Origin of the sequence: Aeromonas sp. 3P (genome assembly GCF_051919745.1) — a bacterium.
In the GTDB taxonomy this organism is placed as follows: Bacteria; Pseudomonadota; Gammaproteobacteria; order Enterobacterales; family Aeromonadaceae; genus Aeromonas; species Aeromonas veronii.
Map to the genome: position 1 here is coordinate 4,073,427 of NZ_JBQBED010000001.1, position 15,531 is coordinate 4,088,957.

11 protein-coding genes and 3 tRNA genes are annotated in these 15,531 nt (G+C 55.0%); 5 read left to right on the top strand and 9 right to left on the bottom strand.

Going from position 1 to position 15,531, the window contains the following annotated elements; all coding sequences use genetic code 11:
• Position 1: 1 nt before the first annotated feature.
• Both trhP and ACTG19_RS18945 read right to left on the bottom strand, forming a co-directional pair.
• Positions 2-1,363 carry a prephenate-dependent tRNA uridine(34) hydroxylase TrhP gene (gene trhP / locus ACTG19_RS18940; RefSeq protein WP_005334895.1) on the bottom strand — a complete coding sequence of 454 codons (1,362 nt, stop codon included), beginning with the start codon at positions 1,361-1,363 and terminating at the stop codon, positions 2-4.
• Between the two features lie 256 nt (positions 1,364-1,619).
• Positions 1,620-2,357, bottom strand: coding sequence for an EAL domain-containing protein (locus ACTG19_RS18945; RefSeq protein WP_236353879.1), 738 nt, complete (start codon positions 2,355-2,357; stop codon positions 1,620-1,622).
• A gap of 279 nt (positions 2,358-2,636) precedes the next feature.
• On the opposite strand from ACTG19_RS18945, the gene ACTG19_RS18950 reads away from it, so the two are divergent.
• The 4 genes from ACTG19_RS18950 to ACTG19_RS18965 all read left to right on the top strand — a co-directional run bounded on the left by ACTG19_RS18950 (position 2,637) and on the right by ACTG19_RS18965 (position 7,222).
• Entirely contained in the window at positions 2,637-3,341 is a 705-nt protein-coding gene (locus ACTG19_RS18950) for a hypothetical protein (RefSeq protein ID WP_236353882.1), read from the top strand.
• A gap of 45 nt (positions 3,342-3,386) precedes the next feature.
• On the top strand, positions 3,387-3,875 hold the full coding sequence (locus ACTG19_RS18955; protein ID WP_236353884.1) for a CS1 type fimbrial major subunit: 489 nt from the start codon (positions 3,387-3,389) through the stop codon (positions 3,873-3,875).
• A 64-nt stretch (positions 3,876-3,939) separates the two neighbouring features.
• Complete coding sequence (locus ACTG19_RS18960; RefSeq protein WP_439989409.1) at positions 3,940-6,357, top strand: TcfC E-set like domain-containing protein; 2,418 nt, start codon at positions 3,940-3,942, stop codon at positions 6,355-6,357.
• On the top strand, positions 6,344-7,222 hold the full coding sequence (locus ACTG19_RS18965; RefSeq protein WP_439989410.1) for a hypothetical protein: 879 nt from the start codon (positions 6,344-6,346) through the stop codon (positions 7,220-7,222). The genes ACTG19_RS18960 and ACTG19_RS18965 overlap by 14 nt, the downstream gene beginning before the upstream one ends.
• Here ACTG19_RS18965 and ACTG19_RS18970 read toward each other — a convergent pair.
• Both ACTG19_RS18970 and ACTG19_RS18975 read right to left on the bottom strand, forming a co-directional pair.
• Positions 7,195-8,292, bottom strand: a complete 1,098-nt coding sequence (locus ACTG19_RS18970) for an ISAs1 family transposase (protein ID WP_439988606.1) — start codon at positions 8,290-8,292, stop codon at positions 7,195-7,197. The two genes, ACTG19_RS18965 and ACTG19_RS18970, sit on opposite strands and share 28 nt — an antisense overlap.
• Before the next feature lie 477 nt (positions 8,293-8,769).
• Positions 8,770-9,408, bottom strand: a complete 639-nt coding sequence (locus tag ACTG19_RS18975) for a response regulator (protein ID WP_113739742.1) — start codon at positions 9,406-9,408, stop codon at positions 8,770-8,772.
• A gap of 122 nt (positions 9,409-9,530) precedes the next feature.
• Between ACTG19_RS18975 and ACTG19_RS18980 the strand changes: the two genes are divergently transcribed.
• The gene (locus ACTG19_RS18980) at positions 9,531-12,971 is read left to right on the top strand and encodes an ATP-binding protein (RefSeq protein ID WP_439989411.1); all 3,441 of its coding nucleotides are present in this window, start codon (positions 9,531-9,533) and stop codon (positions 12,969-12,971) included.
• Here the strand turns inward: ACTG19_RS18980 and ACTG19_RS18985 are convergent.
• The 5 genes from ACTG19_RS18985 to astB all read right to left on the bottom strand — a co-directional run bounded on the left by ACTG19_RS18985 (position 12,945) and on the right by astB (position 15,294).
• A complete protein-coding gene (locus ACTG19_RS18985; RefSeq protein WP_005353834.1) occupies positions 12,945-13,235 on the bottom strand; it encodes a hypothetical protein in 291 nt (96 codons plus the stop codon). The two genes, ACTG19_RS18980 and ACTG19_RS18985, sit on opposite strands and share 27 nt — an antisense overlap.
• Positions 13,236-13,377: 142 nt before the next feature.
• Positions 13,378-13,462: transfer RNA gene (locus ACTG19_RS18990), tRNA-Tyr, on the bottom strand.
• Positions 13,463-13,506: 44 nt separating this feature from the next.
• A tRNA-Tyr gene (locus ACTG19_RS18995) sits at positions 13,507-13,591 on the bottom strand.
• Between the two features lie 39 nt (positions 13,592-13,630).
• Positions 13,631-13,715: transfer RNA gene (locus tag ACTG19_RS19000), tRNA-Tyr, on the bottom strand.
• Between the two features lie 241 nt (positions 13,716-13,956).
• Entirely contained in the window at positions 13,957-15,294 is a 1,338-nt protein-coding gene (gene astB / locus ACTG19_RS19005) for an N-succinylarginine dihydrolase (protein ID WP_439989412.1), read from the bottom strand.
• Between the last annotated feature and the right edge of the window lie 237 nt (positions 15,295-15,531).

Sequence of the window (15,531 nt, forward strand, 5' to 3'; positions counted from 1 at the left end):
CTCAGGCCGCCGTGTGCGGGTTGCGGGTATCCTGGCTGTCGCCCAGATTGCGCAGCAAAATGCCGTAGTTCACATCCAGATCTTTCGGGACTGGCACATAGACCACGTGACCGTTGCCCGGCGCGGTATCGATAAGCTCGCCCTTGCGGTTCTCCATCTGCTCCAAATTGAAACGGACGTTGCCCTGCGGGGTCATCAGCTCCAGGTTGTTGCCCACCAGGAACTTGTTCTTTACCTCGACCTCGACCATGTCACCTTTGCGACCGGTGATCTCGCCGACAAACTGCTGGGTGTCGGAGACAGAGTAGCCGTAGTCGTAGTTCTGGTATTCGCTGTGGTTGTGACGGCGCAGGAAGCCCTCGGTGTAGCCGCGGTGGGCCAGATTTTCGAGGGTGCCCATCAGGCTGCGGTCGAACGGACGACCTGCCACTGCATCGTCGATGGCCTTGCGGTAAACCTGAGCGGTACGGGCGCAGTAATAGAAAGACTTGGTGCGCCCTTCGATTTTCAGGGAGTGAACGCCCATCTTGGTCAGTCGCTCGACGTGCTCGACGGCGCGCAAGTCCTTGGAGTTCATGATGTAGGTGCCGTGTTCGTCCTCGAACGCGCTCATGTACTCGCCCGGGCGGTTGGACTCCTCCAGCAGCACAAGGGCATCAGTCGGCTTGCCAAGGCCCAGGGTGTTGTCCGGACGCACTGCGATGGGCTCCTGACGGTGGACGATCTGGCCCACGTCATCTTCTTTACCTTCGTGCACCTTGTACTCCCAGCGGCAAGAGTTGGTGCAGGTGCCCTGGTTGGGGTCACGCTTGTTGATGTAGCCGGAGAGCAGGCAGCGGCCGGAGTAGGCCATGCACAGCGCGCCGTGAACGAACACTTCCAGCTCCATCTCCGGCACCTGCATGCGGATCTCCTCGATCTCGTCGAGGGACAATTCGCGGGAGAGGATGGCGCGGGTCAGGCCCATCTGATGCCAGAACTTCACCGTGGCCCAGTTGACCGCGTTGGCCTGCACCGAGAGGTGAATGGGCATATCCGGGAAGGCTTCACGCATCATCATGATAAGGCCGGGGTCGGACATGATCAGCGCATCCGGCTTCATCTCCACCACTGGGCGCATATCGCGGATAAAGGTCTTGAGCTTGGAGTTGTGGGGCTGGATGTTGGCCACCACATAGAACTGCTTGCCCAGCGCATGGGCTTCGTTGATGCCCAGTTGCAGGTTTTCGTGATCGAATTCGTTGTTGCGCACCCGCAGGCTGTAGCGAGGCTGACCGGCATAGACGGCATCGGCGCCATAGGCGTAGGCGTAACGCATGTTCTTGAGGGAACCTGCGGGGGAGAGCAATTCTGGTTTAAACATGGCGGACTCTTTATATCTGATTGCAAATCAGGACGATGCCACCTGATGGCATCGTAGTGGTTGAGTTGCGGTGCAAGATGCCCTCCGAGAGGATGCTCAATGCAGCGCGACCCGATGACGGCATATCCGGGGTTATCTAAAGAAGATGCGCCGGATATTCGGGGTGCGAGATTGTACTCGCCCCCACGTCATCATGCAATTTGGCAGGACATTGTTGGCTGCGCGAGCCGACAGGATGCCGAAATGAAAACTCCGCTCAGGCCCAACGGGAGAGGGGGGAGGGCATGGCGTAGAGGTAACCCTGTTGATAGTCACAGCCGAGCTGATCGGCAATCTCGATATGGGTCTGGTTTTCCACCCCTTCGCACACCACCTTCATGCCGAGTCGCTGCAGGTACTCCACCAGTCCGGTCAGCATGCGCAAGGCATGGCTACTCTTGGTCGCTTGCAGCAGCAGGGAGCGATCCAGCTTGATGATCTCGTAGGGGAGCGTCATCACTCGCTGAAAATTGCACTCCTGGGTGCCAAAGTCATCGCAGGCGATATGGGCACCGTGGCTGCGCAGTACCTCGATCAGGGCCAGCTCCTTGCGCTCTAGCGGGGCGTACTCCACCACCTCGAACCAGATTGCGATATCCAACTTGCGGGCCTGCAAGAGAGTGAGTAACAGCAGGTTCTTATATGTAGGGCTCTCAAAAGCGGGGTTGAGGTTTATCGAGAGGGAGCAAGGAGCATGGCGTGCCAGCACGGGCAGATCACGCCAAATGGCTCTGAGCATAACGATATCCACATGCAGGGACTCTTCATCGCTGAGAGAGGGAAAGTCTATTCCCTGATAGCGCTGCTGGCGGGGTTCCCAGCGTCTGGCCAGCGCCTCAAAGCCGATGATCTGGCGATCCCGGGTAACGATTGGCTGATAAAATGGCACGGCAATGTCCGCTGTCGTCAGGGATGCCACGTCACCGACCGGAAACTCTTCTTTAAACGCAAACATGTCACTTCCCTGCTGACTGAGATGATTTCGGATAATAGGGGAGGATGTTGAAAGCTGGCTGTAGGAATTGTCTGATTGTTTGCAGGAAAAATACTTTGGCAGTATCAGATTATTCCGATTAAGTTCGGTGCATGGATTATCTAGACTGGCCTCAATGACGAATCGCTGAGCCAAATATGATCATCTGGCGATCTGCATATATGGAACTCGTATATTTTTCGGAGCCTTCAATGAATGAAGGCACCACTCTCTATCGTTTTTACAGTGTGATAATTATTCATGAATAAGATTTTTACCGTATTGCTGCTTATATTCAGCAGCAATGCCTTGGCATCGCCGGATATTAGCGTTGGCACCTTATATGACTATATGTCGGCAGAAAAAACTACGCTGCTCAAGCGGGTTAGAAATATTGGTGATGAGACGGCATTTGTAAAAATAACGCTGGCCGAAATTATATATGGTGCCGATGGCGTGCCGAAGGAGCGGGAGTTACCGGAGGAGGGCGTTCGTCAGCTGGTGACAAGTCCATCACGGTTGATTATTCCGGCAGGTGGTATGCAGGCTACCCGTTTTATCTATATGGGAGTGCGGGAGCGAGAACGTTATTTTCGGGTGCGTTTTGTGCCGGTCAAACCACAGGGTGATGAAATAACCGAATTGCCACCACAGCAACAAATTAGCGCCGGGGTCAGCATCATGACCGGTTTTGGCACCATTCTCTTTGTGGCCCCCAAAGAGACTCGTTATGACACCCGTATTGACCGTAAAAACGGTGTTCTCTATGTGGAGAACCGGGGCAATGCCACCGTTATTCTCGATTATCTGGAACTGTGTGACCAAAAAGAGAGCTCATGCAGTCAACCGGAGAAGCTGCATCTGCTGCCCGGCGTTAAAAAGCGGGTCAGTCAAGAGGCAACCCGGACGGTTCGTTTTGAACTGATCGAAGGGAAAAAATCGGTATTCAGGGAGTTCAAGCTCTGATCCCGATATATCACAAGAACGACAATCACACCTGAAGGAGTGGCTATGAAGATGTTATCGCTTTTTCCCGCCCTGTTGCTGGCGAGCGGATCGCTGATGGCGGCCGAGCGCATCGAGCATACGGTGACGGTAACGGCGCAGATCCCGACCGAACACTTTTATGTGCAACCCGTGGGTGACTGGATGAGTACCCCACAGAAACTGACCTTCAACCCCTTTAGCCAAAAGCTGGATCCCTTGGCCAAGCAGCTGGAGATGAAGAGCACCATTGGTCCCATCAAGGGTTATCTGGTTTATCCCGCCACCATGGCCAGCGGCAAGGAGAGTATCGGCTTGACGGTCAAGGTGGCAGGCGTTGCGCTGACCACTACATCCGCCGACTTGCTGAACCAAGCGGATGCCAATACTGGCAAACAGGTAGGGCTGGAGATTATTCCGGCCGCGGCGCCAACCGGTGGCTACAAACCCGGCAACTATCAGGGGATTGTCAGCATGATGTTTGAATCGGAGGCACCGTCTGCTCAAGGCAGCTGACATGAGTATGTGGGGGTCATCAGGCCCCCTTTAATTGATATTCCAGGCATTCAGGTTGCACTTCATGGTTCGTTCTCTTCTTCTCTTGCTCGGGTCGTTGCTCTTTGCCTCACTGGCGGCGGCAGACCCGGCACTGTTGCTGCAACAGGCGCGGCAGTTGCCAGAAGGGTTTGAAGCGCACTTTTTTGGTGTTCCCCTGATGGTGCGGGTGACCGTCGACGGTCGCCTGCTGGGGGATGGGGAAGTGCTGCTCGGGCGGGATAACTCGGTACAGCTGCTTTCACTGGTGGATGTGCAGGAGAGCGAGTTTGACGAGGGGGCGCGTGAACGCTGGCTGACCAGGTTGGGATCGCACCTGCCGCTCGGCGAGTGCGGCCGGACCTGTCCTGAAGGCATAGTGGGGTTGCAATACAGCCTGGAGGAGTCCCAGCTCTCGGTGCTGACCGATGAGGTAGAACAGGAGGCGCGGGGTCAGCGCTTTATGGCATTGCCTCAAGAGAGCAAGGGGTTGCTGGTCCAGAACCAGCTGAACCTGGTGCAGGGCACCCAGCGCAATGGACACTACAACCTGCAGCTGGAGGGCAGTTGGGGGCAGTGGACCCCCTTTATGGAGGGGGATGCCACTTGGCAGGAGGGGCAATCGAGTGAAGTGGGCCTGGCTCAGCTTTATGGCGAGCGACTCCATGAGGCCAATTTTTATCGCCTTGGTTTCTTCTTTCCCTCAGCGCAGGGGTTGGTACGTCAGCCGAACTACTACAGTGGCGCGACCCCCACCGTGCTCGGGATGATGTGGGGCAGTTCGGATCTGCTGCGCCGGGAGCGCGGTGTACCCAGTCTGGCGCCGATCCGGGTGGCACCGGCACGACCGGGCATGGTGGAGATCTATCGTGACGGCAACCTGATCCAGTCCCAGCCGGTCGTATCGGGTTTGCAGGCGCTCGATACCCGCTCGCTGCCCGGTGGTATCTACGAGGTAGAGCTGCGGCTGCTGGAGGATGGTCAGGAGACCCGACGTTGGCACGAGATGATCTACAAACCCTCCAACTGGCAGACGCCGGAGGAGCCGTGGCGCTTCAACCTCTTTGCCGGGCGTCAGACCCGCTGGCTGGTGCGGCAGGGAGATAGCGATCTGGAAGGCGCCAGTGGTGGTATTGCCGTTAACCATCTGCTGCTCCCTTCGCTGGTTGTGGGGGCGGGTAGCCAGTATGTGGACAAGCGTGCCCAGCACTCACTCTCGCTCGACTGGGAGGCGACCAGTCAGCTTCACGGCTTTGCCTCTCTCAACCAGAGTGTTGGCATGGGGTGGGGCTACGATCTGCAGGGGATCTACTGGCATGGCAACAGCAGTCTGGTGGCCAGCCATTCGCGCAATCTGCGCAAGCAGGTTGAAGCAACTGCGGTGTCCAGTCTGTCACTGCAGCAGTCGCTGGAAAAGTGGGGCTCCCTCAGTCTCTATGTTTCTCACCAGTCTGGTCGTGGCAATGGTGCTGATGTGGGGTGGCACTATAGCGATCGGTTGTGGGGGCGCTGGGTGACCTGGGGGGTGACCCTGTTCGATCGTCCCGGCAGCGAGAGCACGGCGCAGCAGCGGGATCGCGGTAGCACGCTGAGTCTCACTATCAACTTGGGGGGAGATGATCGCCAGTTGTCGCTGGGGCTGGGCAGCAATACTTCCCGCTCGGGCGGTGCCCAGCGCAGCGCCTATCTCAACTACCAGCAGGAGGTGGATTGGGGGCCGCTGCGTCAGGTCAGCGTGGGCAGCACCCATGACAGCTATGGTACCGGTCTATCCGGCTATGGTCGTTTCGCGTCGTCCTGGTTGGGTGGCGACCTGTTTGCCCAGCACTCCTCCTATAACGCAGAGGTGACCGGCGGCGTCAACCTGGAGAGTGTGCTGGCGCTGGGGCATGAAGGGGATCTGGCGCTCGGTTCCCGCGATATGGGCGGTATGGGCAATGAGGCGGCGATGATCCTCGATATTGCGGCCGATGATGAGGCAGCGCGGATCCGGGTCAGCGACGATCTGGGCAGCGTACAGACCCTTGGGCCCGGTCGTCATCTGGTCTCAGTGCCAGCCTTGCAAAGTGGCGCCTTGCAACTGGAGATGGCCGACCACGAGGGGATGCCACTCACCATCAAGCCCACCGTGCTCCCCTACCACCTTAATCGCGGCGGGGTGGGTTATGGCCAGGTGAATGCTGTGAGCACCGTTACTGTGATTGGTCGCCTGCTGGACGAGCAAAGCCAGCCGCTGCGTGGTGCCATGGTCAGTAACCCTATAGGGCGGGCATTTACCGAAAATGATGGCTTCTTTGCGCTGGAAGCGAGCCGACGACAGCCGCAATTTAGCGTGGAACACAATGGTACCCTCCATTGCAACAACTCATCAGGAGTGCAGAGTCGTACGGAGGCATCGGAGATTATTATGTTGGGAGAGTTAATATGTTCACCTGGTGTGACTGTAAAAAATGAAAACTATTAAAATATTAGTTCTACTGATGTTTAGTCACTCTTCTTTGGCTGATGTGATTGATATTACTGCAGACTATAAACCTGAGAGCTATGAAGTGAGTGGTGGGCGTTTTATCAACACCACTCCGTGCGATGTCGGTCAACCGATTTCTTATTGTGACCCACAGAATCCGCTAGAGTCATCGGTTATAGTAAAACTCCCAGTGTCGATAGCAAAAACAATAAATTCGGCGAAGGGTAAACAGAACTACCTAAGTTACTATCGACTTTCTGGTCCTAAAAAAGTGACGTTGACGAACAGCAACAATGGAGAACGCCATGAATTGGCATTTATTCCAACCAATATAGGTGCCAAGGTAATAAAAATGGAGTATCCAATTGTCAATAATAATAGATGGCCCATGCATACTATTGGTGGTGATTGCTATCAAAGCTTTAGTACTTGGGGGTGGTCAGGGTCTGTAGTAACTGGGCAACTTTTTTTATACTCTATTAATGATCTAGCTCAAAATGGTGCGTCTGAGTGCTATCACAATAGCCAACTTGGTGATGGAACATCATACTCTGTCGATTGGCTGAATTATGGCTTTCGTATAAAAGCACCTAATCCATTGACTATGTCAAATGGAAAGTATACCGGTAGTTTAAAAATAATGGTGGGTCGTAATAAGGATATTGACCTAGGTGATGCAACCTATTCTGGGGGAACAGAGCATGAACTTAAATTTACACTGACAGTCCGTCATCAATTGAAAGTTGATTTTCCCAAAGGAGATAGCGATGGCCATAGCCAAGTAACCTTATTGCCACCAGGTGGGTCAGGGCGGGAGCGCACTTTGCTTGATTTTCAACCAAAGAATAACTGTGCCCGATAATCATCGTCCCAGCCCGCTCTTTTCAACTTGTTTCGCTGGCTTGGCGCGCCACATTGACTCTGAGTGAGAATGTTCATCACGAATCGTCGAAACAGGGCCATATTCTCCACGGCATCCTCCATGGCTATCCGGGACGCATCCTCACCAAACACCACGTCCAGAATGTAGTGCTGACTGTTTTCTATCCGCCAATGCTGCCGGATATAGTGACCCAGCAGCTTATGTTTGTGAGACAGTGAACTGACATAGTAGGACGTATCCACCGTGCCTTTCCCGTTGATAGTCCGGTGCCGTTCAACGGCGATAATGCTGCGAATCGTCGGCCATTTTGCGGCCAGCTCAGGCGGTAACTTGGCCTTCAACTGAAACACATAGCGCGCTTCTTCCCGGCCATGGCCGCACTCTTTGTGCTCGACCACGACCTTCTCTTTTCCCGCATCGAACAGCGCCTGAAATTGGGACTGCACCGCCTGACGCAGCAAGGGCTGATTGTGTTTCACCTGCACCACCACATGGGCATTTTTCTCACTGATTTTCTCCAGTGTCTCGCGCTGGCAATGCAGTGCATCCAGGGTGACTACCGCCCCTTTCAAGTTGAGGACATCCAGCATCGCCTTGACGGTGCCGAGTTCGCCACGCTTGGAGGGGGTGACTTTTTGGCTAAGCACCAGCCCATTTTCGGTGTCATAAGCGGTGACGAGTTGCAGCGCCTGCTTGGCATCATTGCGATAGGCCCCGCGCAACACTTTGCCATCGAATGCGATGAGGGGCTTGCCGCTGTGGGTGCGGCGCTCATTGACCCAACCGAGTAAGGCTTCGAGCAAGGACTCGACGACGATGGTCCGTAGGATGCGAGCGATGGTATGACGACGCGGAATGCCATGAGTAAAGGGGCGATATAAGCGCAACCAATCGACTTTCGACTCGCCGAAGGTCTGGATATCACGCCAGCCCTCAGCTCCGGCCATGATGGCGCTGATGACGAGGAACATCACGTCCACCAAATCATGCTTGCGGTTGATATCTGAACGGGTTTCTTCAACGAGAGTGAGATGTTCAATGAGTGTCATGGCTTGAGCTCCTCTGGACTAGGGGAGCGATTAGATCACAGACGATCTGCCAGTTCAAAGTTTGTTAACAAAGTGCGATCCCGCCCTGCCAGGTGGGTGGAGTAATTGGATTCATAGTGGAAAGCGAGAGCCAAATTTCTTGCAGCAAGACCTTCCTTTTCGGATATGGTTTAGTGCCCCATTTACAGTCGCACTACGTTGCCAATATCAATGGTCTACTAGTGGTGAGTGCGCATTAAAAGATAGCAAGGGCCGAACAGTACCATTAAAAACATACTATGTGAACAGATTCAATGAAACGACTTTATTGACTACAAATAAATCCAAATTTGTACTTCCTGTACAGGGGATTCCTGTTATCAATGCAGCCAGAGCAATTCGATTTCAGATAGTGGGTGGGACGGTCGCCGAAATGATGAAATATCCTGGTTCCTCCTTTAAAGGCGATGTCACCTTGATATTTGATGCGGCTATCGATTAGCAGAGTCCGTTGCTTTTGGCATAGTCAAAGAGTGCGCTATCGCTGCTAATGCCCAGCCGAGTCATGGCACTCTTTTTCTGAGTGCTGATGGTTTTGACACTGCGATGAAGGTAGTTGGCAACTTGGGTGACCGACATGCCGCTGGCCAGCAGACGCACTACTTCACTCTCCTTGGGCGTAAGCAGGTTGTTGTTGCTTTGCCCGGAAATACCGGCACTGGCCAGCAGCATTTGTACTGCCGGGCCAATATAGCGATGGCCGAGCAATATCTGGCGAATGGCATCAGCCAATTCATTAATAACCGATTTCTTTAGTATCAGACCCTTTACTCCAACCTGAATAAGGGATTGCAAGATGGCACTATTCTGGATTTGGGTCAGCACAATAATGGGCAGATTGGGATAATCCCGGCGCAACTGCTGGATCATGACCATGCCATCACTACGGGTATCTCCGGGCATGCTGAAATCAGTGATCAACAGATCACAATCATGTTGCTGTAATAAATTCAGCAAGTCAGATACCTGATATGCCTCGGCGATCACTTCACAATGGGGGGTTATCTGGTCAATCAGGCTGCGGATCCCGGTCAGAATCAAGGGGTGGTCATCGGCAAGAATAATCTTGAAGGACATGGATGAGCCTCTTATAAAACGGTGAATAATATTCAGGCTATCAAAACTAACATTTCTATACTACCGTGCGCACCCCATTTTTTCAGGTGCATATATCTTTTGATAAATATATTTGAATTGTTATGCCTATATATTGTTCGCTTATGTCATTAATCAAACGATTTATAATTATTATCTCTGTTTTTTTCTTGACGCCTGCCGTATTGGCGAAATCTGGTCCCTCTGTCCCAACGATTGAAGTCGGAATATTGGCCGGAGGTTGGGGTCCTTTTCAGCAGTGGGATGACAAGGTTGCTGCCGGATTCAGCGTTGAATTGATGGAACAATTAGCCCAAAAGCTGGACTACCGGATTGCCTGGCAGATCTACCCAGACTGGGAAGCCATGTATGCCGATGCATGCCGTGGCAAACTTGATATTTTGCTCGATGCTTTTAACTCTGAGGTACGCCAGTGCATCACCTATAGCCTGCCTTACTACACCTCGCCGACTGTGGTGGTGGTGCGCCAGGACAGCGCCCTGTTTCGGGATGTGAGCCGGTTACAGTCCGCAAGCATTGCCATCGAAAAAGGTTTTCTGACCGAGAAGCTGGTCAAGCTGCACTATCCCAATGTTACGCCCCGGCTCTTTGTTGATACACGCCGTGCATTGCAGGCGGTTGAACAAGGTCGGGCAGATGCCTATATCGGCAATCTCCATGTGGCCAATCTGTTTATCGAGCGCCACCCGGCGTTGGCAGTGGTCGCCCAGTCCCCCTTGTTGATGGAAACCCTTCATCTGGGTGTGAGCAGCCAGAAGCGCAGCCTGGCCATCAGGCTGGATACCGCCATTCAGGCGCTGACGGTCGAGGCGCGCAGTGAACTGGAGAAACGCTGGCTGGGGGAGAGTCTGGAGCCTAATTTCATGGGGCACAGCAATTTTTTACTGCGTCCTGATGAGCGAGGCTGGCTCTCGACGTTGCCGCCACTCAAGCTGGGGTTGATCCCCGGCTGGGTGCCCTTCTCTTATCACGATGAGGATGGTAATTCGGTCGGCTTGATAGCGGATTATCTGAAGGTGTTGCAAGAGAAGCTGGGATTGGCATACAGCAGCGAGCTTGTACAGAGCTGGCCCGAATTGCAACAACTGCTGCTGCATCACGATGTGGATCTGGCAGTACTGCCCACACGGATCATCGAGCGGTTGGTGGGGTGGCATGCCAGCGAGCCCTTCGCATCATTCCCGTTGGTACTGGTGACGGCACGCGGTAGCCTCCCTATCGGGGATCTCTCCGATCTGGCCGGCAAACAGTTGCTGCTGACCGATGGCATGTTGATCCCGCAGCTCAGGGCACTGGTGCCCGACCTTAAACTGACCACGACCCGTGATGCCAGCGACGGGCTCGCCCGTGTTGCCGCGGGGCTGGGGGATGCCTATATCGGCAATCTGGTGGTGGTCTCCCGTCTTGTCACCGAGCAGTTTGATGACCGACTCCATATCGCCGCGCCAACCCCCTTCAAGGATGAGCTGGCTGTGGCGGTACGTGAGCCTTACAGCCCCTTGCTGCCCCTGGTCAACCGGGTGCTTGCCAGCATGAGCGACAAGGAGAAGCGCCAGATACGCAACAGCTGGTTGGCGCTCAATTACAGCGAAGGGATCCCCAGAGCGAAACTGGTGCGTACCCTGCTGCCCGCCGGGGTGGCGATTACGCTCTTTATTCTGGTGCTGTCGGTGGCTTACTGGCGGCTGCGTCAGGAGATAGTTCGTCGTCATCAGGTTGAGGCTGCACTTGCCAGAGCCAAGGCCAAGGCGGAGTCTGCCGCCACCCAGAAAGGGGAGTTTCTGGCCACCATGAGCCACGAGATTCGCACGCCCATGAATGGCATTGTCGGCATGGCGGAACAGCTCACCTTTACCGAGTTGACCCAGGATCAGCGCCAGATGGTGGAGGTTATCAACCGCGGTGCCCAGGGGTTGCATGCGCTGATCGACAACGTGCTCGACTTCGCCAAGCTGGAGGCGGGCAAGATGCAGCTCGAAGAGGCCCCTTTTCTCATCCGTGAATTGATCGACAGCGTGTTGACCATGACGGTGAGTGAGGTGCATCGCAAGGGGTTGCGCGTCTATCTCTGGGCGGATGCCGGTGTGGCGGCTCGTGTAAGTGGTGATGCGCTGCGTTTGCGCCAGATCCTTTTCAACTTTGTCAGCAATGCCATCAAATTTACCGAGCGGGGCTTTCTCGAAATCTCGGTGCAACTACTGGTACAGGAGGAGGGGCAACAGCAATTGCGCTTCGGCGTGCGCGACAGTGGCATCGGTATGAGTCCAGAGGCGCTTGGCCGGATCTTCAATGCCTTTGAACAGGCAGAGAGCTCCACCACCCGCAGTTATGGTGGTACCGGCTTGGGGCTGAGTATCTGCCAGACCCTGGCCACCTTGATGGGTGGCGAGATCCGGCTGGAGAGTGCACCTGGGCTAGGCACTTTCATCAGCCTGACGGTTACGTTGCCAGTGCTGGCACAGCGAGAGCCGGATCTCCGTCTCAATGGCGTGCAAGCCCACATCGATCTCCATAACGATAAGCTGTGCCACACCCTGTTGTTGCATCTTGATGCCTTGGGGGTAACACGAACGTTGGAGTCTGTTGATGCTCAGTTGCGTTTCACAGACCATGAGCTGGCAGGCAATGGGCTCATCCGGGTGCTGCCGTTGGCAACCCCCCTCGGCTATCGTTGTGATGAGGGGGGTTACATTCTCAACAGCAATCCCATGACCTGGCATGCGGTGCGAGAAGTTTGCTATCGCCAGCTTGGTTTGAGCGACGGGACGGCAACGAAAGCGATGCGAAAAAGCGCACCCATGCAGCCCTGTCGGGTATTGCTGGTGGAGGATAATCCCCTCAACCAGTCGCTGGTAATACGCCAGCTCAGGCAACTTGGGATGAACTGCGATGTGGCAGAGCATGGCCAGCAAGCCCTCGAGATGGTCGCGCAGCATCCCTATGAGCTGGTGCTCTGTGACTGTCAGATGCCGGTGATGGATGGTTATGAGTTCACCCGCAGGATACGGGCTGCAGAGAAAGGCGAGCGGCAGCTGATCATCGCCATGACGGCCAATGTGTTACCAGAACAGGCTGAAAACTGTTTTGCCGCGGGCATGGACGATCTGTTGGGCAAACCGGTGCTGCTGGATACTCTGCGCCAGATGTTGCAGAAGTGGCAGATCTTACCCGCGCCTACCTTGATTGATATTGCAGCCATGGAGGCATTTTTTGGTCATGGTGAGAAGTTGCGGCAGATGTTTCCGCTTTTTCGCCAGGAGCTTGAACAGTCGATGACACAGGCGCCACCTGATGACAATGCATTGGCCAATTGGGTGCATCGTCAGGCGGGGACCATCAGCATGATGATGGCGCCGGAATTGGCGGAACAGGCATGGCGATTGGAAGAAAAAATCCGTCAATTTGGATCGCCAGCTTGTACAGATGAGCTGACACGCTTTCGTGCCCAATTACAGCAAATCATCGATGAATTGACGTTATTGAGCGAGAAAGGGCACTCAGTTATCGAGGGAGAGCTGGAGTAAGGGGAACTGTTCACTCATAAAATTGCGGGGGCTGTGGCCATTGCCTGCGCTGGCCAGCCACTCCCAATCCAGTTTTGGCGAGCCCGCTTTGAAGCGTTGATAGGCAACGCCCTGATGAATGGTCAGAAAGAGGGTCGTGGGGAGTCCCAGCTTGTTGCTGTAGCGCACCATCAGATCACCCTGATAGTCGTTGCTGATTCTGACTTTGAGCGCCTGCAATGTCAGACCGGTGGCGTGACCATGCTCGTCCCAGACTTCAAACATGATGTGAACACTCTGATGTCGATGATGCCACGATGAGCAAGATGGGATGCAATTGCAACTGTCAGATCTGACAATGCCGAAAAAGTGTGAGGGGGATAGCAGAAAGCGAAAACCCGGCGCGAGGCCGGGTTTTCTTGAATGATGGTGGAGGGAGAAGGATTCGAACCTTCGAAGGCAGAGCCGTCAGATTTACAGTCTGATCCCTTTGGCCGCTCGGGAACCCCTCCACAGGGGCAAAGCAAATTGTATTCAGCCATTGCAATCGGGGAAATGGTGGAGGGAGAAGGATTCGAACCTTCGAAGGCAGAGCCGTCAGATTTACAGTCTGATCCCTTTGGCCGCTCGGGAACCCCTCCACGGGGTATTTCCTGATTGTCACTACTTTTGCACTTGAATGGTGGAGGGAGAAGGATTCGAACCTTCGAAGGCAGAGCCGTCAGATTTACAGTCTGATCCCTTTGGCCGCTCGGGAACCCCTCCCCAAGTGCGAGGCGCATACTATCAGATCCAGAGGCTTTGTGAACCCCTTGATGAGGCATCTGGCAGTAAAAAATGACTGTTCGTCGATTTTTTGATACATCCAGCTCAAAATTCAAGCTTATCAGCAAGTTGTACGCTGCTTTTCTGCACAAAACAGCATCCGTGCAATTTGGCGATCGCGCTAAAGAGAAGGCAGATAGCAGAAGACCGCCAGTGTCGGCGGTCTTGCCGGGCATCACATCTAGCGCTGGAACGGGTAGACCGAACCCAGTTTCAGGATCTGGGTCAGCTCGTCCAGTGCGCTGCGGGACTCCTGCACCAGTGCCGGATCCCGCAGGTCATCGAGGGTCAGGCGGTCGCGGTAGTGACGATCGACCCAGCCATCGAGGCGGGCAAACTGGCTGTCTTTGATAAGGCAGGCCGGATTGACCGCAGCGAGTTCCTGATCGTTCATGGCAACCCGCAGTCGCAGGCAGGCCGGGCCGCCACCATTACGCATGCTCTGTTTCACATCCATATAGTGGACCGCCTTGATCGGAGTCTCCTGCGTCAGCAGCTTGCCAAGATAGGCCGACACCGCCGGATTATCGCGGCACTCGGTGGGGGCGATAATGGCCATCTCGCCACTCGGCAGGGTGAGGATCTGGGTGTTGAACAGGTAGGATTTCACCGCATCCAGCACGGATACCTCGGCGGTTGGCACTTCGATAAAGTGCAAATTCCCCTCGCCAAACTTGCCGCTGATCTCGGTCAGTACCGCTTCGGTGTTGAGGAACGCTTGCTGGTGGAAGAAGAGCACGTTCTGGTTGCCCACCGCGATCACGTCGTTATGGAATACCCCCTGATCGATCACCTCCGGGTTTTGCTGAATAAACACCACGCTCTCCTCGCCAAGGCCATGCAGGCGGGCGATGGCCTGGCTTGCTTCCAGAGTCTGGCGGGCCGGGTAGCGCTTCGGCGCCGGGCGGGAGTAGTCAAAGGCGCTGCGGCCATAGACAAACAGCTCGACCCCCGCCTCGCCATAGGCGCGGCAGAGGCGGGTGTGGTTGGCCGCCCCCTCGTCGCCGAAGTGCTCATTCTCCGGCAGATGGAGGTGGTGGCTGAAGTGGCGATCGTTGTTGAACACGGCTCGCAGGATACGGCCCGTGACGTCGGGCTCCAGAGAGCGGTGAAACTTGTTGGTCAGGTTGGCGGGGGTGAAGTGAATGCGGCCATCCTGGGTATCGGCACTGGGGGAGACGGTGGCGGCGTTGGCAGTCCACATGCTGGAAGCCGAATAGCAGGCAGCCAGTACGGCGGGAGCCTGCTTGGCTGCCTGTTCCAGCACCCGGGCATCGTTGCCGGTGAAGCCTAGGCGGCGCAGGGTAGCGAGATCGGGACGCTCTTGCGGCGCCAGCACCCCCTGGGTCATGCCAAGCTCGGTCAGCGCCTTCATCTTGCGCAGCCCCTGTTTGGCGGCCTCTTTCGGATTGGAAGCCTCCTGGGCATTGCTCTGGGAGGCAACATTGCCGTAGGAGAGGCCGGCATAGTTATGAGTCGGGCCGACCAGACCGTCGAAATTGACCTCGAAGTGCTTCATTGAGTACATCCTTTCGATTTTTATGATGGGTAGCGGTTCCTTCCGCGCACAATGCGTCGGGGTTGGGCCATTATAAAGAGATTTTATGTTTTTGTAACAAGCCGGTAACCAGCAGACGTTTTTATGTCGTTTCAGATATAAAAAGAGGGGCGGTATGGCAGAAAATTGAAAAAGCGGTTGCGTCCGGCCTGCTGCCTTCGCATTAATAAATAAAGAAGCAATAAAAGAAGCCGTGTG